Genomic DNA, 24,298 nt, shown 5'->3' on the forward strand with positions numbered 1-24,298 from the left:
TACTCCTCTTCCTCTTTCCAAATGCTTTCTCCGTTCAGTCCGTGCGTCTGTTGAGCGAGACAAGCAGGAAGGCTGCCACTGTGCCGATGACGGCTACAACGGTCATGCTCTGAATGGCGCGGGGCAGGCCGTAGCCGTCGGCGATCCAGCCGAGGAGCGGGGCGACGATGCCGCCCATGCTGGTGGCGAGCCCGAGGGTGACGCCGGAAGCGAAACCGATGTTCTTCGCCAGATATTTTTGCCCAAGCACGACCATTGAGCTGAAGGGCGCGTACAAGGAAAAACCGAGGGGCAGCAGGAGCGCGAAAGCGGCATAGAGATTGTCCACCAGACCGAAGAGGACGATGGAGGGGATCAGGACCACGTAGGAGAGCCGGATGATCCGCAGGTAGCCGAAACGGTCCGAGAGCATCCCGCCGATGAAGTTGCTGATGACGCCGAACGTGCAGAAGCAGGTCAGAGCCGCGGCCCCGGCAGCTTTGGACTGGCCGAAGTTATGGATCCAGTAGAGCGGAATGAAGGTATTGCAGCCCACAAACAGGACGGACCGGGAAATGATTGCCAGCGTCAGCTTGGAGAATTCCTTCCAGTTGTTTTTCACCTCTTCGGTTTCCCCGGCAGCTTTCGCGCTTTCGGTTTCGGTCTTCTTCATGCCCGAGAGGTGCGAGATCTGGTAGAGGAGGATGACCGACATGACGAGGGCTATGAGGCCGAAAACGGACGTGCCGGGCATACCGAACGCGCCGATGGCCGCTACCGCGAGCATGGGTCCGAATACGAAACCGCTGTTGCCGCCTATGGAAAAGAGGCTCAAGCCTGTGCCCTTGGAAGCGCCGGAAACCTTATTGGCGAAACGCGCGCCCTCGGGATGGAACAGGGCCGCGCCCACGCCGCTGAGGGCAATGGCCGCGAAAATGGCCCAGTAGCTGTGCAGGAAGCCGATGGAAGCCAGCCCGCCCCCGGCCAGCAGGACGCCCACGGGAATGAACCACGGCTTGGAAAGCTTGTCGGACAGATAGCCGAAAGCCGGTTGAATAATCGAGGAGAGGCAGGAGAAGGCGAACATCAACCCGGCGGCGGCCTGATAGTCGAAACCGTACGCGGTGATCAAAAAGGGCAGGATGGCGGGCAACGCGCCGCCGTTTATGTCGCACGACAGATGCCCGAGCGACACAAGGAAAATTTTCTTTTTGTCCATGACGATGACCTTTGTCCGCAGGCGGGGACGGATGAGGGGAAGCGGGCGTTCCCGGCGGCGCGAAGGGCCGACGCGGCAGCCACGGCACAGTGGATAGTGGGAAATCTCAGACGAAAAAGCAAGGCTCTTTCTGGTAAAAAACAAAGGTGCGCCGGGGGATTATGGAAGGGCGAAAGGGGTGATAGCGTCTATTGTGCCGGAGTGACGCCTTGTTGCGTGCTCTTCTGGACGTTCTGGCCCCACGAAAAGAGTAGGGGATAGGGAAGGCGCGGGGGCCTGAGAAGGCTAGTCAGGGTGCGAAGCTCACCGCTCCCGCGCGTTGTGGGGCGGCTATGGAGGGGGGCGTCCTTTCCCTCTTCATCAGTGAAAACCGCCTCCCGGATAAATCCTGGAGGCGGTTTTCGTGCCGGGCCGCGTGGAGGCCCGTTTATGGAAGGAAGATTACGGCCTGCTCATGTCGAGCCGTTCAAAGGTATGGGAACCATCCGTACCAACGCGGATCTGCATGTCGAGGATGAGCGGCAACGCCGGATCGGACGTGATGTCCACGAGGACGGAGCCGTCCTGCTGTTCCTTGGCGGAAACGGAGAAATTGCCGTGCTCGCTGAACTCCACGCCGGGGAAGCATGTACTGAGGACGCGGGGCATGATCAGCGGCGCTTGCGAGAAACACTGCATGACCCGGGCAAGCTGCCCTTCGGAGTGGGTCATGCCGCGCACCCGGCCGATGATCTCCGTGAAATGCGGGTTTTCCGATGTATTTTCCTCATCGGAGATGCTGAACGGGCTGGTGGCGAAGCCGTTCCCGTTGCGATCCTCGAATTGCATGACTGTATTCTTGCCCCGGCGACGGAAGTCCGTCACGAGGCCATACGCCGTTTCCTCATCAATGCCGCTCAGAGAGCCCATACCCGTAGCCACGGAGATGTCTTTCAGAGAGATATGCGCATGGGGGCGGGTCAAGGCGATGAGCTTTTTGGGGCTCAGGCCGAAACTGCTGCTGTTCATAAGTGCGGCGTCCATTACCGGCTGAGGCATATCCGGTGCCGCGGCCTGGAGCAGGCCCACATACATTTGGGAAACGGACTTGATGAGATCCGCGCCGAAGTGTTCGGCGCTGATGACCCTGGGCATGGGGCCGCCGACCATGGCATCCCAGATCTGCCGGTTGGAAAGCGGCTTGCCGCGGTTGGCCTCCAGAGCGGCGAGCAGGTCGGAAACCGAGGATTCCACCCAGTACGGAAGCAGGAAATCCTGCGCGCCCTGAGCTGTCTGGGCAAGCTGCGTATGGATGCCGCGAAGCTGTTCCCACTGCTGCGGTGTGAGCCGTTCGGCATGGCGATTCATCTGGACGTCGAAATCGGTGATGACGCCGGGGGCAAACCGGCCGAGACGGCTGAGAGGGGATTCCGCGTCGCCGGGCATCTCGCACAGATGATTGATTTCGTCGTTAAAATACATGGGATCGACCTGCGGATTGTGCCCGAGCCGGTATTCGGCGTTCTGGCGCAGGTTGTTCATGATCTGCGTCGCGCCCATCAGCGGGGCGGTATCACGCGGGGCTCTCGGGTGCCCCACAATATGGAGGCAGGCCCCGGCGAGCTTGTGTGCCATGTCGGACTGCATGTTGGCGGAGACATTGGCGAGTTCGTTCGGCGTCATGCCTTCGAGGATGAAGTCGCACATCATGGGGAGCAGATCTTCGGATCCGGGCAGTTGCGCATAGCGCTCATGAAACGCGCAGAACCGTTCGGATACGTCCATGACGGCCTGCGTGAAGCGCCCCGGAGTTTGATCGAGCCGCGCCAGATTGACGAGCCCGGTCGGCACGGGCAGTTCCTTCGCCGCCGTGAAGGCCTCGGCTATGGCTCCGGCATCGCGCACGCCGTAGCGCTGGGCGATCTCCTTCATGACATCCTTGTCCGCATCGCTGAACCGTTCGGCGGGCAGCGCGCCGATGTCGTCCAACGTGTCCTTGAGGCCCAAGAGTTCGGCTCCGATGACGTCTCCGGCGAGCTGGCGCAGTTGTGCCGCGTCGACGGCGTTCCCTTCCTCATTGGCCGCGTTGAGCAGGGGTGTAAGGGCCTGGCTGACGCCCTGATAGAACGGCCTCGGATTGATGGCGTCGGGCCTCAGGCCCGCGAGCGCGCCATCTTCGTTGATCGAATCGAAAACGGCCCGGAAGGCGTCCGTGTTGGCCTCGACGACGTGTCCCTGCTCGGGGATGAGCTCGTCCAGGACGGCGTTGAAGGTTTCCCGGTTGGCGCCGGACAGGGCGCTGTGCTGCGTAGTGCTGAGCCGGGGGATGTCAAGGCCGTGCGAGCGGGCGAACTCCCGCAGCATAACGGGGATTTGTTCCGTATCTCCAAATACCTCGAACTTTGATTCGAGGAATTCGCTCAAGAGCTCCCCATCCTGCCGTTGGATTTCTTCGGACTGCGGATCGACGTCACCGGGCGTTGCGATCCCCATGTCGACTTTCTGTTCGCGGGACATGAGGCTGATGAGCGCTCTGGCGTGTCCTTCGAGGCTGCGGAACTGGGTCATGCCTTCCTTGAGGAATTCCAAGCCCCGCATCCCGCCGAGGCCGCGTTGGATGGCCCCGTTGAGCGTGGCGAACTGGTTGGCGAGAGGGCCGAACTTGTCCACCGCGTTTTTCATGAGATCGGGGAGCATGTCCTGTGTGACCCCGCGCCGGGCTAACAGCATGGAGACGGAGTTGCGGAGCACGGCGGCGATGTCGTCCGCGCCGTAATCGCCCTTGAAGCTGTGAGCCGCCGAGTTAAGCGCGTCGGCATGGTCGGCGATGCGTTCGAGGAAGGCGGCATCCATAGGCACGCTGTCGTTGAGGAGCTGCTCCACCATCACGTCGCCCGCGAGCATGGCGTTGATGTAACGGGGCATGGTTTCCGCAGTGACCGGCGGATTCAGGTCGCCCGGCGGGTCCTGCGCCATGAGCGCGAACTCGCGGAGCAGGGGCAGGTTGTCTTCCACAAAGACTTGTACGGCGATGTCCATCGCCTCGGCCACACGCTCTTGAGACGGATAGACGCCGGGTCCGGGATTGTCGTTGAGCAGCGCCGTGCAATGTTTGATCACGGCAGGGTTGTTGGCGAGGGCGGAGCTGAAGTTCTGGGGCAATCCGGCGAGGGTCATGGCTTGGCGTATGCCCTCCGCCTTCCCGGCTGTCCGCATCATGAAGCCGCGCACGGCATCCTGCCGTTCGGCGGGCGTCGCAAGCGTGGGCATGTTTGTGGCGAAGCTCATGGCCAGCCCCTGCATGTTGTCCCGCCCGAGCATGGGAAGAGCCTCTTTGAGCGTGGCGATCATGTCCTTGCCGTTGGGAAGCTGCGGCAACAAGCCGAGCATATCGTCTTTCAGCGATGACAGGATATCGATGTCCGCCGCATTGGCGTCGCGGAAGGCCGTCTGGAGCCGGGTAAAGGCGCCTTCGGTCCCGTGGGCTTCCATATCGGCCCGCAACTGGTGGGCAAAGAAGCCGTTGGCGCCCGCGAGGGGCTGGTTGAGGCGAGTGAGGGCCGTGGTCATGGCCGCGCCGCGCGTTCCAAGGCCGGGAAGCTGCGTGAGGACACCGACATTTTGTGGGATGACCTTCTCGCAAAGATACGTCCGTACGGCGTCACGTTGGCCCTGCGGACTGCCGAGATCCAGATTGCGGACCAGCGCGAACTGGGCGAAGGAGGTGGCATGCCCGGCAGGAAGCGCGTTGCCGTCGGCGAGCTGGCGGCCTGCGGCAAGAGCTTCGTCATACAGGACTGAATCGCGCACGAGTTTGACGTCTTCCGCAGTGAGGGGCTTGCCCCCTTCAAGCTTCGCGTTGAGCATTCCCCGTATATCGGCGTTGATGTTGCGGAACTGCGGGGATTGATCAAGGGCGTTCAAGAATGCCGTGACCGTGGCACGGTTTTCTTCGGCCTTGGCGCTGCGGGAAAGCTTATGGATTCCGTGCAGCGAGGAAGTATCGCCGACGGATTCACCACCGTTTTGAAGAAAAAGAGACGCGGAATCGCCAACCGTGTTGGCACTATTGAAGAACTGCTGAAGGGAAACAGGCATACGGCCTCCTATAGCTGAAACAAGATGCGGTGTCCGGTACGAAGCCGAGAGCGGTTACCTTTGAAATACGCGCCGTTTTATGGCTTTCCTGCATCAATATCGTTTTCGGCTGGATGCACGCCATATTGCGGCGCACCGGAGATTCCGGCGTTGGGGCATTTCTGAAACGCTCTAGACGCGGAGGAATTGCCCGGCGGTGAAAGACGGCTCCGGGGCTTCCCCTCCTTCGAGGACGGCTTGCTGCGCCTGTTCCGTAAGGGCTTCCTGTTCTTTGTTCATGGCGTCGAGGCGGGCTTTCCATGTTTCCGAGAACAGGACGATGTTGTTGACGGTTTTGAGGAAATCCCCGGTGTCGAGCCCATAGGTCGGGATCGGGAAGTTCAGCCCCACCATGCCGGTGGCGTCGTTATAGCTGAGCGCGCCGCCTTGCGTGTCCGCGAGGAGGAAGTTCGAGGCCAGCAGCAGACGGCAGATTTCGCCGTTGCGCCAGCCGCCGAGAGCGCCGACTTCAACATATATGATGAAGGAGTGCGTCGCTTCGATCCATTGGATCAGCAGGTTCCGCCCTCCGAGCGAAAGGGCGGCGGCCCCGGATGCGGACAAGGTGATGTCCATGCCTGTTTCTTTGCCCAGTGCCTCAATGTACGGCGTCGCGTTCATGGTTTCTCCTAAACGGTGAGAGTACGGCATTCTGGGATGCCAATAATGTTGATGAACGTATCCTTATGAAAGGGAATTAGCAAAAAGCGATCCAGAAAATCGGAGGAAGCCGCTGCAGCGCAGAAATTTTGTTTGAGGGGATACCGGTTCCGGCTGTGGAGAAGTGTTCACGGATCGCCACGTGATTATGCCTGTTTTGGGGATGGACGTGAAGGGCCGGGGAGTGGCGGCGGCTTTATCGGAGGAGAGGGCCTCCGCCGCACCGGGACAGGCTTCTGGCCCCTTGCCGTGGCTGCCGGCCCTGTGGAGGCCCGTCGCGGGAACATTACGGAAACGGCCCGCCACCACGGAACGGGCCGATGCAGGTTGGGCTCCGGATCAGGAGCCGATGACATACCTTGAGCGGCGGCCGAGCAGTTTTTTGATGCCCATGATCAGGAGGAGGCAGAGGGCCACTTCGCAGAAAAACGTGAACAGGGACACGAAGAACAGGCTTTCCGGCAGGAGAATGCCGAAAAAGGAGAACAACAGGTTCTGGAACGTAAACAGGATGAAGTCGTGCAGGAAGTACAGGGCGAAACTGTACGTGGCGATGAGATCGAGGAGCGTGATCCGGATGTGTTTGATCTTTTCGAGGAAGTGGACCACGCACGCGCCGATGGCTATTTTCTGCATATAATAGGCGGCCTCGATGTTCGGCAGGATTTCCTCATAGGCATTGATGCCGAGGAGCACGGTGAAGACGAGGGAGAAGGCGACGAGGATTTTGATATGCTTGGCGATGGACGCGAGGATCTGGTCCCGGTTCATGGAGTAGAACATGCCGAGCAGGTACGCGGGAAAGAAGAAGGCATAGTTGTGGAAGAAACTTGTCAATTCCGTCCGGGGGATGAGCAGGGGAATCCAGACGGTGAACAGCGTGAGCAGGGCGAACCGTTCCTCACTGAGGCGCAACAGAAGCGGGCTCACGAGGAATATCGTGGCGATGAACGGGATGTACCAATAGGTCAGGACCACATCGCCGTACAGCAGCGCTTGGAAAAATTCCCAGCATCCCGTCGCCAGCTTGGTGAAACGGGGCACCTCTCCCGTATAGGAATGCCAAAAGAAGGCGTATCCTGTGAAAAAAACGGACAGGATCACATACGGAACAATGACGTTGAGCAGTTTTTTTCTGTAGTATGTCCGTAAGTCGAATTTCCTTTGAGCCAAAAAATGAAACAAATAACCTGAAATGAAGACAAAATACAACGTACTCGAATGAAACAGGACGCCACGGAGCATATCCAGAAAACGGCTCATGGATTCGTTGCCTTCAAGAGGCGGCACGATCCACATATGAACGCTTATAACGGAAAAGATGGCGAACGCCCTGAAATAGTGCATCGCCAGATCGAAGCCTTGTTTTTCCATGAAGAGCTCTCCTGTATACCGTGAAGCCCTTTGTTGCGCAGGGCTTTGAGTGGTACACCATATACTGGAGAGGCTCCCCGTGTAAACAAGGGAAACGGTGGGGTTTCACGGCGGCTTTTCAGGGAAAAGGGAAAAGCGCATCGGCCAGAGCTGAATGCCCGGCAGTATGCGTGGTCAGAGAGGGGGAAAGGTTCGAGCCGTGGGGAGCCCCGTTCCATCCTTTTTGATGCGTATCGGAACGCCCCTCCGGAGTCAGTCCCCCACCATTCGGAACCAGTTGGAAAAGAAGGAGGCCGGGGGAAGGGATAACCTGGGCGGGTGTTTCCCGCTCTCAGAGTTTCCCTTCCCCCGGCCCGCCGCATTTTCAATACTGTGCGGAGCAGGAAGGATCAGCCGGAAATCCCGAGCAGCTCGGCTGCGTTGTCGTACAGGGAGCGCTGGAGGGATTCAGGTTCGAGCCCGGCGTTTTTCCAGTCTTCAATGGCCTGCGCAAATCCACGGATGGGATAGCTGGTGGAGAAAAGGAAGCGGTATTTAAGGAATGAATTCGCAGCATTGGCGTATTCGTGGCGCATGGGCATGTTGCGCAGGAAGAAATAGCAGTCCGGGGCAAGGTAGAGGTTCGGGCAGAGCAGGGCTACGCCCACGGCCTCCTGCACCTTGGGCCAGCAGCCGTGCGGGATGACCACGTTGACCTTGGGGAACTTGCGGAGCATGGGCACGAGCGGCGTTGGATCGCAATAGCTGAGATCCGGGCCGCCGTAGGCGCTCATGGTGATGCTGACGAACACGCCGAGTTGCTGGCAGAGGTCAAGGATGGGCTCGATCTTGGGATCGGTGGCGTACATGGCGGGGCTGCACCATCCAGGATCAAGGGCCACGCCCTTAAAGCCCCAGTCGCGGACGCAACGCTCGATTTCTTCAAGGGCGTCCGGCGCATTGGGAGAGATGCCCGCGAGGGCTACGAACAGGCCCGGATAGCGGAGCAGCAACTCGTTGACTTCGGCGTTGCTCACGTCGCCGTAACGGGCGTTGCCGGTGTGCCGCCCGTGCAGCACGCCTTTAGTGACTCCGGCGGCCTTCATCTCGTCGACCAGCATGTCTACGGAGGCGTGCTCCATCGAAGGGACGGGGAGGCGTTCAAACCCGGTGGGGCGCATCTTGCGGGGATCGTCGGGCACGGACTGCCAGTTTTTGACGATGCCGAGGTTCATAAAGCCTTTGTACGGAGGGCGGATACGGAAATCAATGACCATGATGTCGTCCTTTTGCGGTGGTAGGCCCGGCGGAAGCCGCTGGACACGGGAGTGTTGCCGGATGCTTTCGGAAGCGCTCCCGGTCAAGCGGGTTCGGATGTGTGCCGGGTTTTCGTTGATTCGGGAAAAGATTCCCGACCCGTGGAAACAACGGGCCGGGAAAGGGAATCGGGCAAGGGGTTACTTGATGATGCCGGCCTCACGGTAATACTTCTCCGCACCGGGATGCAGGGGCAGGGCGAGGTTGTCGGCCATGTGCTCGGGAACCAGTGTTTTCCATGTGGGCTGGACGGCGTGCAGCTCTTTATAGCCTTCCACGATGGCCTTGGTGATCTTGTAGACATCGGCGTCCGGCATGTTCTTGCGGACGAGCATGACTGTGGAGTCGGTGATGCAGGGGACGTCCTTGCCCACCGCGCCGCCGTAGAAGTCGGCGGGGATGACGCCGATGGACTGCCCGGTCTTGGCGGTGACGCTCTTGAGCACCTTGTCGGACACGGGGAGCCACTTCACCTTGGCGTTGAGCACGAGTTCCTGAATGTGGGACTGCTGGCCGGGGCCGAGGGTCAGGTAGGCGTTCAGGGTGCCGTCCTGGAACATGCCCACGCGGTCGTTGGCGGAAACGGCGGTGTGTGCTCCGCCCCATTTCGTGATGTCGTCGTAGGTGTACCCGTATTCGGCCAGCAGCATGGCGCCGACCACGTTGTGCAGGGTGCCCTTGGCCCCGCGATCGAGGCGGACGGGCAGTTTCTTTTCCATGAGTTCGTCGAACGTGTTCACCGGAAGATCGGCGGAGACGATGATGGACAGGCGCGAGGTGTCGTTCATGTTGGCGAGCGAGGCCACATTCGTGAGGGGTTTCTTGTACGGGGCCTTGCCGTCGCGGGCCGCCACGGTGTTGAAGGTCTGGGTCAGGGTGACGTCGGCGGCGTTCTGTTCAAGGCGGAGAGGGTTGCTGACCGAAGCGCCCTGCAGCACGTTGATGGCGCTGCCGGGATAGCGGTCGTTGACCAGCTTGCCGACCCCGGTGAGGCCGACATTCCATGTGCCGCCGAGCACCGCGCCGCCCACGGCCCGGAAGTTAATGGGTTTGGTGTCTTCAGCGGCGGCGGGAGCGGCGAAGGCGAGCGTGAGGCCGATGGCGCAAGCGCCGGAAAGCGTTATGGCCTTGTGCAGGAGGGACATGATGGACTCCTCTGGGTATGTGGGCCGAGACCCGGTGGAAGGTTTGCGGGCAAGAGCCCGGAAGCGGGGATGGATCAGGCGGCGCAGAGCCGCTTCTTGCGTGCGATCTGGATGAAAAAGACGAGGCTGGCTGTGCCGAAGCCGATGAGGTCGGTGAGGAGGCCGGGGTACACGAGCACGATCCCCGCCACGAACATCATGACCCGCTCGGCGGGCGAGGATTCGGTGAACAGCCATCCCTGCATACTGGAGGCGAGGCAGACCACGCCGAGCACGGCGGTGAACACGGCCTGCAGGATGGTGGGCCAGTCGCCCATGAGCAGGAGCGCGGGCTCAAAGATGAAGATGAAGGGGACGATGAAGGCGGCGATGCCGAGCTTGAAGGCGGTGAAGCCCGTCTTCATGGGCGGCGCGTCGGCAATGGCGGCCCCGGCGTAGGCCACGAGGCATACGGGCGGGGTGATGCCGGACGAGATGGCGAAATACATGACGAACAGGTGGGCGGCGAGCACCGGGACCCCGGCCTGCACCAGCGCGGGCGCGCCGAAGGTGGCGACGAGAATGTAGGCGGGCAGGGAAGGCAGGCCCATGCCGAAGATCACGCATGTCCCGGCGAGCACCAGCAGGAAGATCCCGATATGCACCTGCGCGAGCGAGCCCATGAGGTTGACGAAACTGAAGCCGAACCCGGTCATGGTCACGACGCCGATGACGATGCCCACGCAGGCGCAGCACGCCGCGATCATGAGCAGGTTCGCCGCCGCGTTTTCCATTGTGGCGAGGAAACGGGCCGGAGTGAGGCGTGTTTCGGGGCTCAGGAAAGACAGGGCAACCACGGCGGCGCAGGCGAGCAGGGCCGAGAAGATGATGCTCCTTCCGGCGATCATGAGGACGATGAGCAGGGCCAGCGGCGCGAGGTAGTAGAGCTTGCGCTTGATGGAGCGCAGTTCGGGGATGAGGTCGGACGGCGTGCCGCCGAGCCCATGCCGGAGCGCCTCAAAGTGGATCATGGTGAACAGGGACAGGTAATAGAGCACGGCGGGCAGGAGCGCGGCCTTGCAGATGCTCAGGTAGCTGATGCCGGTGTATTCGGCCATGACGAAGGCGATGCTGCCCATGACCGGGGGCATGATCAGGCCGCCGGATGAGGCGACCGCCTCGACCGCGCCCGCGAATTCGGGCCGGTAACCCACGCGCTTCATGAGCGGGATGGTGAAGGTGCCGGTGGCGTAGACGTTGGCCGCCGCGCTGCCGGAAACGCTGCCGAAGAGGGCGCTGCCGAAGATGGCCGCCTTGGCCGGGCCGCCCTTGGCGTTGCGGGTGACGAGGCAGGCGAGCTCGAGGAACACGCTGGCCATGTTGGTCTTTTCGAGCAGCGCGCCGAACAGGATGAACACATAGATGATCGTGGCCGAAGCGCCGATGGAGGAGCCCCAGATGCCGTCGTTGAGCAGGTACAGCGATTCGATGATCTGATTGGGGGCGAGGTAGAGGTGCCCCATGTTGCCGGGCAGGAGGTGCCCGAAGAAGGCGTACAGCAACGCGATGCCGGACACGATCACAAGGGCGAGGCCCGCTACGCGCCGGGTGGCCTCAAGGATGGCGACGATGAGCCCGGCACCCCAGAACAGATCCCATGCCGTCAGCTCGTCGATGTGCGGCATCCTGTCTTGGATGTAGGAGAAGTTTGTGATGATGTACGCCGCAGCCCCGGCGCTCATGGCGATCATGAGGATGTCGAACAGGAACGACCATACGGGTTCGGGCCGGGGGTTCTTACGCAAGGCCCGGTTGGACGAGCGCCACAGGAACAGCATGGAGAGCACGAGCCCCACGTGCGTGGCCCGGACGATCAGCGGATCGAGCAGCCATGCGCCCGTGCAGGTCGTGAGCTGGAATACGCAGAGGGCTATGGCAAGGACGAGGATGAGCGGGCGCAGTTTCCTGCGGTCGAAAACGGGAACCATGATGACCTCCTCCGGTCCGCGGAGCGGCTACAGGTTATAGGCTGTGGTGTAGGCCTCGTGCATGGCGTCGAGCACCTTGCCCACGCGGCGGCAGTCGCCGATGGCGGTGAAGGGCACGCCCGCCAGCGAAAGTTCCGCGCACAGGGTGTTCGACGGGCGGTAGCCGAGGGCGAGGACGAGGGTGTCGAAAGGCGGGAGTTCCCGCTGGGAGCCGTAGGCGTCCTTCACGGTAACGTGCCCATCCGGCTCGACGGAAACCAGCTCCGTGGATGTGAGCGCCTTGACCTTATGCTCCCTGAGGCTTTCGAGGAGGAAGCTCCGGGCACGGGCCTGCATGTCCGCCGCAAGATCGGGCCGCAGTTCGAGGATGGTGACGTCCCCGCCCTTGAGCGCGAGGTATTCGGCGGTTTCGCTGCCCACCATGCCCCCGCCCACGACGAGCACACGCTGTCCGGCCTTGGCCTTGCCGGTGAGGATGTCTTCGGCGGTAACGGCGTTGGCGATGCCTTCGCAGAAATGGGGGATGACGGGTGCGCTTCCCGTGGCGACGATGAGCGTGTCGGGCTTGAGTTCGGCGAGCTCCGCGACGGAGGGCGCGGTCCCGAGGAAGACCTTGACCCCGGAAGCGATCAGCCGTTCGCTGAGGCGGTTCACGAGCACGGCATACAGATCCTTATGCGGCGGCAGAGCGGCGATGTTGGCCAGCCCGCCGAGGCGGGTCCGTTTTTCAAAAAGGGTTACCCGATGCCCCCGTTCGGCGGCTATGAGCGCGGCCTGCATCCCGGCTGGCCCGCCGCCCACGATAGCCACATGCTTGGAGACGGCTGCGTGCGTGCGGGAATACATGCCCTCACAGCCTGTGCGGGGATTTACGGCGCAGGCGACGGCCTTGCGTTCGCGCAGCCGGGCCACGCAACCCTCATTGCAGCCCACGCATGGGATGACCGCATCGTCATGGTTCGCGGCGAGCTTGTTGGGCAGATCGGGGTCGGCGATGAGCGCCCGCCCCATGACCACGAGATCGGCCTTGCCGGAATTGAGGACGGCGTCGGCGGATTCCCGGTCGATGATGCGCCCGGCCACGCCTACAAGGGCGCGATCTCCGAGGGCTTCCTTGATCGCGGCGGCGCGGTCGGCGTTCCAGCCCTTGGGCAGGCAGGGCGGCGGGCCGGTGAAACGGTTTGTCTCGCCAAGCCCCACGCTGACGTTGAACAGATCGATGCCGTTGTCCGCCACTGTGCGGGCGATGTCGCGGGCCAGCTCTAACGTGATGCCGCCGGGCAGGTACTCCTCGACGCTGCACCGGAAGAACAGGGGAAAATCCGGTCCGAGACGTTTCCTGATGCCCCGGATGACTTCCACGGATACGCGCATCCGCTTTTCGAAGCTGCCTCCATAGGCGTCCTCGCGGCGGTTGAAGAGCGGGGACATGAACTGCGAGAGGAGGTAGCCGTGCGCGCCGTGGATTTCGACAACATCGAACCCGGCCTCGGCGGCGCGTTCGGCTGCGGAACAGAAGCTGCCGATGACGCGTTCGATGTCGTCCTCATCCATAACGTGGATTTCGTCGTAGGTGGTGAGTCCGGGGATGTAGGAAACGAGCTGGCGGGGGTGGCCGGAAACGGCGGGCTGGGCCAGACGCCCGGCGTGGTTGAGCTGGATGCCCGCCTTGCCGCCGTGGGCGTGGATGGCGTCCGTGAGCCGGCGAAGGCCTTTGATGAAGTGATCGGAAGCGATGCTCACGCCGGGCCAATAGCTTTTGCCCGTATCGTCCACACTGGTGGATTCGAGCATGTTGAGCCCCACGCCGCCGTGGGCGCGCTCGGCGTGGTAGGCGATGAGGCGCTCGCTGACTTCGCCGTTGACCGCGCAGTAGTGCGTGACCATTGAGGGCAGCATGATGCGGTTTCTGAGGGTTGTCTTTCTGATGGTCAGAGGTGAGAGCAGGATGGAAGAGGACATAGACGCTCCGGGTGTGAAAGTACGGATCGGGCCTTTTTGTTCTTTTTTATGCAAGATATAAGGCAATGATTGTGCCAAATCATACAAAAAAGCCTTATTTTACATTTATTCATTTATTTAAAATGATTAATTGAAGATTTCCTTTCCATGTCTTTTCCTGCATGTTCAAAAAAATGACATGCGCTCATGACATGTCATTGATTTATACCACACCGGAAAGGACGGCAAAGCTTTTTTTGATTACGGGATATTACAGATGAATAGATATCTGATAAGGTGTCCATAAAGGAAAACAGCCCTGTTCCGGCTATCCGAAGCAGGGCTGTTTCATGGGATTTCAAACTGGTTGACTGTTTTTTTATGTTTTATTTTTCACCAAGAAGCCTGGCGGCGTTGTCGTAGAGCGTGTTCTGGAGGGCTTCGTCGGTGAAGCCGCGCGACTTCCAACCCCGGAGGCACTGGCTGAGGCTACGCACCGGGTAGGAACTGGCGTAAAGGATGCGGTATTTCAGGTAGGTGTTCGCGGCCTTGATGTACTCGTCGGACAGCGCGAACCCATCGATATAAATGTAACAGTCAGGCATGAGATACACGTTGGGGCAACGGATCGCCACGGCAAGGGCAGCGTGGACATGCGGCCAGCAGCCGTGCGGCACGACTATCTTCATGTTTGGGTATTTCATGGCGACGCGCTGGATGGCGCAGGGCTCGGAGTAGCTCAGATCCGGGCCGAGCATGAAACTGGAGGTCAGGGAGACGATCATGCCGAGTTCCTGACATTTCGCATAAATGGGATCAAAAATCGGATCGTCGTGGTAGAGCGGGCGGCGCAGCCATCCGGCGTCGATGCCTACGCCCCGGAAACCCATCGCGGCAACGCGTTCGATTTCCTCTACCTGTCCGGGAAGGTTCGGGTTGACGCCTGCGAAGGGGATGAAGCGGCCCGGATAGGCGCGCGCAAGTTCGTCGATTTCGTCATTGTCCACGGAACCATAGTCATCGGCCTTGCGGCCCATGATCACAGCGCGTTCGGTTTCGGTCTCGTCCATTTCCTGCATGAACAGTTCGATGGAGCGCGCTTCCGCCGAGGGGACGCGTTCCTTGCCGATCAGGAAAATCGACTGCTTGGTGGGATCGGAGGACGGTGCGGGCTTGTTGTAGAGCGAAGTAGTCAGATTGGTCTTGTACGGGGGGCGTACACGGAAATCGATGAGCATGGCGGTATTCTCCTTGGTGATGACGCGGGCGGTGCGTGTGGACGGCGGCTCCGCGAGTGTATACGGCTGCGCCCGGTGCGCGGACAACAGTCTGCGGACAGCAAGAAGCGATCCAGCACACGCCATTTGAGCCCGATCCGCATACCACTTATGAAAAAAGGAACAATAATTTCCCGGTTCGCCGGAAAAGGCTTGCCTTCATGTCATAATCTATGACATGTACAATTGACATATACACAAATGTCACATGCGCGGCGTCCGCGTCTCACGGGGACGCCGCAGGAGCCTTCCCATGACGGACACCCATGATTCGTATCTCCAGTCCGACGCCCGGCAGGAGGCCATTTCGGCCCAGAAGGAGCTTTTTCTCCGTGGCCTGCCCGTGGATACCACCGTGGTCAGCGATTTCGTCCTGCGCTCGTGGCAGCGCAGCCGCCTTGCCGGGGTCGATCCCGAAACCACGGTGCGCAAGAAGGTGGACGAGACCATTTTCCGGCATATCCTCGCCGCCAATGCCGATCTCCTCGAGTCCTCCCGCGTGATCATGAAGGAGTTGTTCTCGTCGCTGGTTTCCGGCGCGGGGTCCATGATCCTTTCCACCGCCGAATGCATCAGCCTGCATATGGAAACCAGCGGAAGGGACGGCGACACCTACCCCAGTTCCAAGCCCGGCATGATCACCACCGAGCAGCTCCGGGGGACCAACGGCATCGGGACGTGCGTAGCGGAGCGCAGGCCCATCGAGATCATCGGCGCGGAGCATTACCTGACCGTGGGGCACCGTTGGAGCTGTTCGGCGGCGCCGATTTTCGACAGCAAGAACCAGCTCATCGCCGTGCTCAACGTGAGCCAGCTCCGCGAGAAGTACCACTCCCACACCCTCGGCATGGTGCGGGCGGCGGCCTACGCCATTTCGGAACAGCTCCGCCTCCGCGCCCTGCTCCAGCAGCAACAGGCCATCATCGAACTGCTCGACGAGGGGGTCATCGTGGTGTCCCGTTCCGGCGAGGTGAAGCTCATGAACAGCAAAGCCGCCTCCATGCTCGGGCTTCCGGCCCCGCAGCAGGGCGAAAACATCTACAAGTTCATGCGGCCTTCGCAGATGCTCGACAACATCCTCACGGGCGATCCCCATATCATGGATCAGGAGGCGCAGTTCCCCTTGGAGTCCGGTTCGCTGTCCTATTTCTTTTCGGCCATGTCCCTGACCAGAGAGGCCTGCGTGGTGCTCACGTTCCGGGAGGCCCGGCGTATGAGGGGATTCGCGGCCCGCGTCGCCGGGTCGAAGGCCGTGTATACGTTTGATCGCATCCTTGGGGATTCGCCCCCGCTCATGGAGGTCATCGATCAGGCGAAAACCATCGCGCGGGGCAACACCACGGTGCTCATCCTCGGCGAAAGCGGCACGGGCAAGGAACTCTTCGCGCAGTCCATCCACAACGCGAGCCCTCGGGCATCGCGCCCTTTTGTGGCGGTGAACTGCGGCGCGCTGCCGCGAAATCTCGTGGAGAGCGAGCTTTTCGGCTATGAAGACGGGGCATTCACCGGGGCGAGCCGGACAGGGAAGCCGGGGAAATTCGAGCTTGCGGACGGCGGGACCATTTTTCTCGACGAGCTCGGCGAGATGCCGATGGACGCGCAAGTTTCGCTCCTGCGCCTGCTCCAGAACGGCGAGGTGACCCGCATCGGCGGCAAGTCGAGCCGTACGGTGTCGGTGCGCGTCATCGCCGCGACGAACAAGAACCTCGAGGAAGCCGTACGCCAGCACACCTTCCGCGAGGACCTCTACTATCGGCTCAACGTCTTTTCCCTTTCCCTGCCGCCGCTGCGCAGCCGGATGTCGGACATTGAGCTTTTGGCCGAGCATTTCCTGCTGAAATTCGCGGGCAGTCTCGGCAAGGATGTGCGGGGCTTTACGCCCGGCGCGTTGGCGCTGCTCCGGCGCTACCAGTGGCCCGGCAACGTCCGTGAGCTTGAAAACGTGATGGAACGGCTCGCCAATATCGTACGGCATCCTCTCGTTTCCGAGGAGGATCTGCCGCCTCAGATGGTGACGGTTCGCCAGCCCGCCAGTCCGCAAGGCCTCTTGCACAGCAAAGAGGCCGAGACCATCCTTGAGACGCTCCGGCAGACCGGAGGCAACATCCGGGCGGCGGCCGCACTGCTCGGGGTGTCGAGGGGCGGTCTGTACGTCAAGCTGAGGCGGCTGGGGATCGATGTGGCAAGCTGCCGCGGCGGCGAAGGATGAACGGAGAGAGGGGGGCGTTCCGATATGAGAGGAACCTTTATGGGTGGCCCTTCAAATGGACTTCATTTATGGGACACTGCGGACAGGGATGTGATAAGCGTAAAGGCGGGAGGTGCCAACCGTGCTGGCACTTTTGGAGAAAGGAGAAATATGGGGTGCCCCCTTTCCCCAAAATTTTCTCCCTCTCCCAAATACAGTGAAGCTCTCGCTCTAGATGCCGTAGAGCCTTTTGACCTCGGATGGGGCAAGCGTATCAAGGATCAGGCCGTGTCCTTCGTCCATGTGCGCAATGGCTTCCATATCCTGTTCATCAAGAATGAAATCCCAGATACGGGCGTTTTCTTCGATGCGTTCCCTGTGGACGGACTTGGGAATCACGGCGACTCCGCGCTGGACGTTCCAGCGGAGCATGACCTGTGCCGCCGTCTTGCCGTATTTTTGGCCGATAGCGCACAGGAGCTCGTTCTTGAAAATCCCGCGCATCCCTTCGGCAAAAGGTGCCCATGCCTGTGGCTGGACGCCGCATTCCCGCATGACGTCCAGAGCTTCCTTTTGCTGGCAGAGCGGGTGCATTTCCACCTGATTGACCATGGGAGGGATGCTTGCATTACGGCACAGATCAATCAGCCGGCCAGGGAGGAAGTTGCATACGCCGATAGCTCGGATCTTGCCGTTTTCGTAGAGTTCCTCCATTGCCCTCCATGAACCGTAATAATCCCCGAAGGGCATGTGGACCAGGTATAAATCCAGAGTGTCGAGCCCCAGACGGTTCAAGGACGCTTCAAAGGCTTTCTTCGTTTTCTCATAGCCCGCCTCTTGAATCCATACTTTGGTGGTGATGAACAATTCCTTGCGGGAGATTCCGCTCTTGCGGACGGCGGCTCCCACGGCTTCCTCATTCCGATAGACCGAAGCCGTATCGATAAGCCGATAACCTGCCGCCAGAGCCTCCGAGACGGCTTGCTCGCACAGGGTGGCATCCGGCACCTGAAAGACGCCGAAGCCTTCCAGGGGGATTTCGATTCCATTACGCAATGTCGTGGTCTGCATGGGTATTCCTTTTGAGGTGTGGGGAGTGTGGCAAACTGTCCATGTTATCCCCGTGTGTGTTTTGAGCAGCCATGTGGGATTTTTTATTCCGCCCGCTCGAAGGCAATCGAAAAGTCGCCGCGCATGGCAGCCAGCTTTTCTATGCCCGAAGTGATGCGCCCGAAACGGACCAGCCCTCTGGACAGGCGAAACTCCCGGTAAAAGATGGCGATGTTGCCCCACGGGACATAGAACGTCAGATCGCCCGCCAAAGGCTCAATGCTGTCCGGCATGCCTTCCGTGGCAATCTTGCGCGGCGGGTTGCCGATTTTCTCCGTCCCGTTGTAGTCCTTCACCGTCAGGGTGAGCGGGAGCATGCTCAAGAAATCGCGGCCTGCGGGATTGTCTTCCAGCACGGCGGGAAGGTTTTCCCCGTCTACGATCAAACGTATGCGCATGGGTTCACCTGCCGGAGCGGAATGGGGGAAAAGTGCCGCCAGTACCGCCAACAAAAAGGCCGTCATGGATAACAGACATTGCTTCAGGGGCGGTCTGCGGTCTTGTCGTATAGTCTGTTCGTTCATGGCTTTACGCCTTGCGGCCCAGCTCAAAGGCGGACTTCAGGGCAGCGGGAACCTGTAGGATTGTCCCGGCTCCGTCGGCGCCCGTACCCCGCACGACGCCCCTCAGCGCGGCCTTTTCAAAACAGGCGATCCAGCCCTCCAAGCCTTTGACGGCCCCGTCCATTGAACTCTCCGCGCTGTCCGCCGCCGTTGCCAGCAGGTAAATGTCCCTGAAGGCATAGTCCGACGGGAACAGAGGGTTGGAGCGGTCGAGCAGGGTCTTCATCTGCCCGCACATCTCATAAAAATAGATGGGGGTGGCGAATGCGATCACCTCGGCGTCCTTCATTTTTCGGACGATGGCATCGGCATCGTCATGGATGACGCATCGCTGCGTTTTCTGGCAGGCCAGACAGCCTTTGCAAAAGCCGATGGTTTTGTCGTGCAGGCTAATCAGTTCCACATTATGTCCGGCTTGCTCTGCGCCTCTGGCAAATTCACGGGCCAGCATTTCGGAGTTGCCGTTTTTGCGGGGGCTGGTCGAAAGGATCAGGATGTTTTTCGTTTTCGTCATGGGAATGAGTCTCCTTTCAGTGCGTTGCGGAAAATAGTTTTATTATTTTATTGCTCATTAGGTATGTTATTGAAGATGAGCATCGAAAAAGCGTCCCAGTTCGCTGAAATGGAACCGGGTTTCCGGCGCGTCTTCCGCCATGTGGTATTGGGCGTGTGACATGCCCTCGAACACGATGAGATCGGCGGGGACGCCCGCCTCCCGCAGTTTCAGGTGCATCCGCGCGGTGTTGCTGAGGAAGAGATCCCGTGTCCCCGAAGTGAGCAGGGTCGGCGGGAAACCGCTCATATCGCCGTAAACCGGGGACAGCATGGGGTCTTTCAAATCATGCCCCCCGGCATACAGCCGCGCGGCATCCCCCAGCCATCCGTCATAGCTGACGAGAATGTTGTCCATACCCTCGTTGGTGAAATACGAGTCTCCGGTTTTGGTCAGATCCGTCCACGGCGTCCCCGCCGCGATAGCCGCCGGGAGAGGCAGTCCTTCCGCTTTGGCGCGGAGCCCCAGAATCAGGCTCAGTCCCCCGCCCGTGGAGGTGCCGAACACGCCGATCTTTTGTGCGGGCTTGGTCTTGAGCAGTTCGCGGTATACGGTCATGGCGTCGTCGACTGCGGCCGGATAGGGGAATTCGGGAGCCATCCTGTAATCGGCGTATATGACCCGGAATTTGCCTATGCCCGCCATCAGGACGGCTTCCTGCGTTCCTGATTCCCCTTGTCCGAGGACATAGCCTCCTCCATGCAGGTTCAGGAGGACTCGATCCCGGTTGGCTTCCGGTAGATCCTTCGGGGTGAACGTGAAGACCGGCACGCCGCCGAGTTCCCCTTTCGCAACGCCAACCTTCAATTTTTCACGCAGGCCGGGGAGTGTTTTTGCCGCTTCCTTGGAAAAGGCATCGGCCCAAGTTTTCCATTCCTGAGCGGTGCCGGGATGGGTGTCCCAGTGAGGCGGCGGGACCTTGGCAATGAGTTCCCGAAGTTCGGGGCTGACCGTTTGCGGGACGGGAAATGGGCGGGGAAGTTCCCGTGCCCCGGCAGGGAAAGCGACGACACACGTCAGCAATACGGCAGACATGGCCTGTTTAAGACGGTTCATAGGCATCTCCTTATATATGAAGGTGAAGTGGGGTATGGGCATGTGCGAAGCGAGCGTTCAGGCCTTGTGCCCCGTGTCTCTGGCGAAGAGGGAAAAACTGACCGCGATCAGCAGGGCCGCCATGACGCTGATGCCCGCCGCCGCCAGAAAAATGCCGTTGATGCCGAGGTTGTCGTAGGTAAACCCGCCCACGGCGGCGGCAAGGCCGATGGCGAATTGCGTCGCCGCGACGGTGAGCCCTCCGGCGAGTTCCGCCTTATCGGAGAGGGTGCGGGCAATCCATGTGGACCAGCCCACCGGGGTAAAGCCGAACGCGAATCCCCAGAAGACAGCCAGCGCGACGCCGATGTCCGCGTGCCCCTGGGAGAGAAGCAAGGCGAGCGCGGCGGCTGTGAAGGCCAGATGGACCAGAATCATGGTTGATCGGAAGTGATTCCCGAGGAGCGCGCCCGCAATGAAGGTGCCGAGGACGTTCGCCACTCCGAAGACCAGCAGGATCACGGAAAGCGTATTGGCTCCCAAGGCGAGATCCAGCTCCAGAAAGGGCCGCAGGTACGTGAAGAAAATATGGTATCCGCCGAAACTCAGGATGTTCCCGCCGATACCCGCCAGAATCCATGTGCGCCGGAGCAGGGCGGACATGTCCCGGAAACCGCTGCCCGCGCGGGCCGGGAGGGAGGGCAGGGCGCGGTATTGCCAGACGAACCCGATAGCGGCCATGAGCGCGCCGAGGAAAAAGACATTTCGCCAGCCGATCAGATGGCCGATCCAGCTCGCCACGGGCAGGGCGATGATCGTCGCTACGGAAACCCCGGCGTAGACGATGCTCAGGGCGCGGGGAACGTCCTTCGTGGGGACGAGCTGCAGGGTGACGGCGGAGGCCAGCGACCAGAAGCCGCCCACGCAGATGCCGAGTATCGCGCGCCCGATGAGCATGATCGGATAGGTCGGAGCGATGCCGATCAGCATGTAGGATGCGGCAAGCATGGCGGAAAAAGCCAGCAGGATGCGCCGCCTGTCGATGTTTCCCGTCAGCGGGGCCAGCAGGAGGCTGGTCAGCACGGCGAATACGCCCACGGCGGTGACCGTCTGCCCAGCCATGCCCTCGGTGACGGCAAGATCTCGGGCAATGGGCGTCAGCAGGCTTACGGGGATGAATTCGGCTGCAATCAGGGCCATGACGCCCATAAACAAGGAAAAGACCGCCGACCAGCGGGGATTGCCGGTCTGAAAGACACCGTTCTGCATACTATGCCCTTTGGGATGCGGGCGGGGACCTCAACCGGGCCCCGCCCTCCCCGGAATGTTATTTCAGGTTTTTCGTGAAGAAGTCCGTGAGCTTGCCGAAGGGGATGAGGCTTACCCTGTCATACAGATCCACATGCCCGGCTCCGGGGACGATATACAGTTCCTTCGGTTCCGCCGCGAGCCTGTACGCGTCTTCGCTGAACTCGATGGAGTGCGCCTTTTCGCCTGCGATAAACAGCATGGGGCGCGGGGAAATCGTCTCGATGTCCGAGAACGGGTAGAAGTTCATGAACTTGACGTTGCTGGTGAACGTCGGGTGTGTGGTGAGCTGGGGGGAGGAGCCTTCCGGGGTGAATTCCCCTCTCGGGGTCCGGTAGAAGGCGTAGAATTCCCGCTCGATGGGCGTGGACGTTTCCGTCAGTTCATGGACGGTGCCGCTGGTGTACCTGGTTTCGCCGCCCGTGAACTCCCCATAGCGCTGTTCCGCCGCTTCCTTGAGGATCTGCTTTCGCTGCTCCAGGGTCATGCCATGCCGAAGTCCGTTCCGGTTGGCCGCGCCCATGTCGTACATGCTGATTGTTGCTATGGCCTTCAGGCGGGGATCGATCTTGGCGGCGCTGATGGCGAAACTGCCGCTGCCGCAGATACCGATGACCCCGATCCGTTCACGGTCCACAAGAGGGTTCGTGCCGAGGAAGTCCACGGCGGCGCTGAAGGTTTCGGCATACAGGTCCGGGGAAACGGCATTGCGCGGCTGGCCTTCGCTGCCGCCCCAGAACGCCAGATCCACGGAGAGGGTGACGAACCCCTGTTCCGCCATTTTGACGGCGTACAGGTTTGCGCTCTGTTCCTTCACCGCGCCCATGGGATGCCCGACGATGATCGCGGCGTGTTTCTTTTTCTGATCCAGATTCTTGGGCAGGAACAGGTTCCCGGCGATGTTCATCTTGTACTGGTTCGGAAACGTGACCTGCCGCACGGTTACGTCTTCGCTCTTGTAGAAATTGCTGGCGTCGGCGGGGAGTTCCTGAGCCAGAACCGGGGCGGCGGACATTGCGCCGATAATGGCGGCGGACATACCGAGCTGTTTCATTGCGCGCATCATGTTGTCTCCTTTGAGGTTTGAGTATTCTTGATCGGACCGGGGATTGAAAGGGACGCAGCAGGACTGTTTCAGCATCCCTTTTTCAGTTGAAAAAGAAGGTAATCAAGGCAATCCAGCTTGTTCTGATCCTTATGGAGGTCTTCAAGAAGCAGATTCCGCTGTTTTATAAGAATATGCATTTGGCAAAATATGTTCCCTTCCTGCCTGCTTTGCATGAATTGCTCGATGATCTGTTGTGAGCATCCGGCGTCATGCAGGTTTTGGATCAACGGATCGTCTTGTTTGGGGTTACCTTTCATAGTTGCTTTCTCCTGTGACATGCATATAAGAGCGGGGCCATTGAATAGCAAATACTTATATTGAATACTTTACCATGCTTGTTAAGCATGGTATGAATCGCCATATCAAAGAGTTTTCTCAGGCTGGCAAGCGATGTCATCACGTATCACCCAGATTCGGGGAAGGCATGCGGGCGAACGGCGCGCTGCGGTCTGCAATAACTGGAGATGAGCTATGGAACTGAGGGTGCTTCGTTATTTCCTTGCCGTGGCGAGGGAGGAAAGCATATCCGGGGCGGCGGAAGCCCTGCACGTCACCCAGCCCACGCTGTCGCGGCAGATGATGGAGCTTGAGGAGGAACTGGGGAAAACGTTGTTCCTGCGCGGGAAAAGGAAGATTTCTCTGACGGAGGAAGGTATGTTTCTCCGCAAGAGGGCGCAGGAGATCGTCACGCTGGTGGAAAAGACGGAATCCGAGTTCAGCGCGGCGGAAGAAACCATCAGCGGGGATGTCTATATCGGAGGCGGCGAGACCGACGCCATGCGGCTGATTGCCCGCGCAGCGCACAGGCTCCAGTCGGCATACCCCCACATTGCGTACCACCTGTTCAGCGGCAATGCGGATGACGTCACGGAACGGCTGGACAAGGGGCTTGTGGATTTCGGCATCTTCATCGAACCGGCGGATCTGTCGAAGTACGACTTCATCAAGCTGCCGGTGACGGACATCTGGGGCGTGCTGATGCGAAAAGACAGCCCTCTCGCGGCAAGGCCGACGATAAGGCCGCAGGATCTGCCGGGCCTTCCGCTCCTCGCTTCCAGCCAGCATCTGGTGAAAAACGAATTTTCAGGATGGTTCGGAGAAGGCTATGAGAAGCTGAACATCATCACGACGTACAACTTGTTGTACAACGCCTCGATCATGGTGGAGGAAGGCATGGGATACGCCCTGTGTCTGGACAAGATCGTCAGGACATCCGGCGACAGCCCGTTGTGCTTCAGGCCGCTGGAGCCGAAGCTGGAGGTGGGGCTGCATATCGCGTGGAAAAAGTACCAGTTTTTCTCGAAGGCCGCTGAAAAATTTCTGGAATGCCTGCAACGCGAGATCGCGGATCGGCGGGAGGCGGATAGCCCAGCGTAACAATGGAACTACAGGAAGCGGACGCAAAAGGGGAAGAGGGCCTTTTCTGGAAAAGCGCCTCTTCCCCTCTGGTCTATTCTTC

Annotated in this window: 17 protein-coding genes; 2 read left to right on the forward strand and 15 right to left on the reverse strand. The window is 60.3% G+C overall.

Features of this window, described 5'->3' with window-relative positions; all coding sequences use genetic code 11:
- Nucleotides 1-34: 34 nt before the first annotated feature.
- From HMPREF0178_RS13890 to HMPREF0178_RS13930, 9 genes are all read right to left on the reverse strand, one after another.
- Nucleotides 35-1,198 (reverse strand): MFS transporter, encoded by a 1,164-nt coding sequence (locus HMPREF0178_RS13890; RefSeq protein WP_009368671.1) that lies wholly within the window; start codon nt 1,196-1,198, stop codon nt 35-37.
- 441 nt (nt 1,199-1,639) lie between these two features.
- The gene (locus HMPREF0178_RS13895; RefSeq protein ID WP_009368672.1) at nt 1,640-5,275 is read right to left on the reverse strand and encodes a hypothetical protein; all 3,636 of its coding nucleotides are present in this window, start codon (nt 5,273-5,275) and stop codon (nt 1,640-1,642) included.
- Nucleotides 5,276-5,446: 171 nt separating this feature from the next.
- Nucleotides 5,447-5,935: a type III secretion system chaperone gene (locus tag HMPREF0178_RS13900; RefSeq protein WP_009368673.1), complete on the reverse strand. Its 489-nt coding sequence runs from the start codon at nt 5,933-5,935 to the stop codon at nt 5,447-5,449.
- A gap of 378 nt (nt 5,936-6,313) precedes the next feature.
- Nucleotides 6,314-7,348 carry an acyltransferase gene (locus HMPREF0178_RS13905; protein WP_009368674.1) on the reverse strand — a complete coding sequence of 345 codons (1,035 nt, stop codon included), beginning with the start codon at nt 7,346-7,348 and terminating at the stop codon, nt 6,314-6,316.
- Nucleotides 7,349-7,737: 389 nt separating this feature from the next.
- Complete coding sequence (locus HMPREF0178_RS13910; protein WP_009368675.1) at nt 7,738-8,604, reverse strand: amidohydrolase family protein; 867 nt, start codon at nt 8,602-8,604, stop codon at nt 7,738-7,740.
- A gap of 180 nt (nt 8,605-8,784) precedes the next feature.
- Complete coding sequence (locus HMPREF0178_RS13915; protein WP_009368676.1) at nt 8,785-9,789, reverse strand: TAXI family TRAP transporter solute-binding subunit; 1,005 nt, start codon at nt 9,787-9,789, stop codon at nt 8,785-8,787.
- 74 nt (nt 9,790-9,863) lie between these two features.
- On the reverse strand, nt 9,864-11,756 hold the full coding sequence (locus HMPREF0178_RS13920; protein WP_009368677.1) for a TRAP transporter fused permease subunit: 1,893 nt from the start codon (nt 11,754-11,756) through the stop codon (nt 9,864-9,866).
- A 27-nt stretch (nt 11,757-11,783) separates the two neighbouring features.
- A complete protein-coding gene (locus HMPREF0178_RS13925) occupies nt 11,784-13,718 on the reverse strand; it encodes an FAD-dependent oxidoreductase (protein ID WP_009368678.1) in 1,935 nt (644 codons plus the stop codon).
- A gap of 365 nt (nt 13,719-14,083) precedes the next feature.
- The gene (locus HMPREF0178_RS13930; protein ID WP_232281281.1) at nt 14,084-15,061 is read right to left on the reverse strand and encodes an amidohydrolase family protein; all 978 of its coding nucleotides are present in this window, start codon (nt 15,059-15,061) and stop codon (nt 14,084-14,086) included.
- Between the two features lie 166 nt (nt 15,062-15,227).
- Here HMPREF0178_RS13930 and HMPREF0178_RS13935 point away from each other — a divergent pair, with 166 nt between their 5' ends.
- Nucleotides 15,228-17,183, forward strand: a complete 1,956-nt coding sequence (locus HMPREF0178_RS13935; RefSeq protein ID WP_009368680.1) for a sigma-54-dependent Fis family transcriptional regulator — start codon at nt 15,228-15,230, stop codon at nt 17,181-17,183.
- Nucleotides 17,184-17,393: 210 nt separating this feature from the next.
- Here the strand turns inward: HMPREF0178_RS13935 and HMPREF0178_RS13940 are convergent, their stop codons facing one another.
- The 6 genes from HMPREF0178_RS13940 to HMPREF0178_RS13965 all read right to left on the reverse strand — a co-directional run bounded on the left by HMPREF0178_RS13940 (nt 17,394) and on the right by HMPREF0178_RS13965 (nt 22,797).
- Nucleotides 17,394-18,233 carry an aldo/keto reductase gene (locus HMPREF0178_RS13940; protein WP_009368681.1) on the reverse strand — a complete coding sequence of 280 codons (840 nt, stop codon included), beginning with the start codon at nt 18,231-18,233 and terminating at the stop codon, nt 17,394-17,396.
- Between the two features lie 83 nt (nt 18,234-18,316).
- Nucleotides 18,317-18,670 (reverse strand): cyclophilin-like fold protein, encoded by a 354-nt coding sequence (locus HMPREF0178_RS13945; protein WP_009368682.1) that lies wholly within the window; start codon nt 18,668-18,670, stop codon nt 18,317-18,319.
- A 130-nt stretch (nt 18,671-18,800) separates the two neighbouring features.
- Nucleotides 18,801-19,349, reverse strand: a complete 549-nt coding sequence (locus HMPREF0178_RS13950; protein ID WP_009368683.1) for a flavodoxin family protein — start codon at nt 19,347-19,349, stop codon at nt 18,801-18,803.
- Between the two features lie 66 nt (nt 19,350-19,415).
- A complete protein-coding gene (locus HMPREF0178_RS13955; RefSeq protein ID WP_009368684.1) occupies nt 19,416-20,444 on the reverse strand; it encodes an alpha/beta hydrolase in 1,029 nt (342 codons plus the stop codon).
- Between the two features lie 57 nt (nt 20,445-20,501).
- Nucleotides 20,502-21,692 (reverse strand): MFS transporter, encoded by a 1,191-nt coding sequence (locus tag HMPREF0178_RS13960; RefSeq protein WP_009368685.1) that lies wholly within the window; start codon nt 21,690-21,692, stop codon nt 20,502-20,504.
- 58 nt (nt 21,693-21,750) lie between these two features.
- The gene (locus HMPREF0178_RS13965) at nt 21,751-22,797 is read right to left on the reverse strand and encodes an alpha/beta hydrolase (RefSeq protein WP_009368686.1); all 1,047 of its coding nucleotides are present in this window, start codon (nt 22,795-22,797) and stop codon (nt 21,751-21,753) included.
- 513 nt (nt 22,798-23,310) lie between these two features.
- Here HMPREF0178_RS13965 and HMPREF0178_RS13975 point away from each other — a divergent pair.
- On the forward strand, nt 23,311-24,216 hold the full coding sequence (locus tag HMPREF0178_RS13975; RefSeq protein ID WP_009368688.1) for a LysR family transcriptional regulator: 906 nt from the start codon (nt 23,311-23,313) through the stop codon (nt 24,214-24,216).
- Nucleotides 24,217-24,298 lie beyond the last annotated feature (82 nt).

The organism is Bilophila sp. 4_1_30 (genome assembly GCF_000224655.1).
GTDB lineage: Bacteria > Desulfobacterota > Desulfovibrionia > Desulfovibrionales > Desulfovibrionaceae > Bilophila > Bilophila wadsworthia.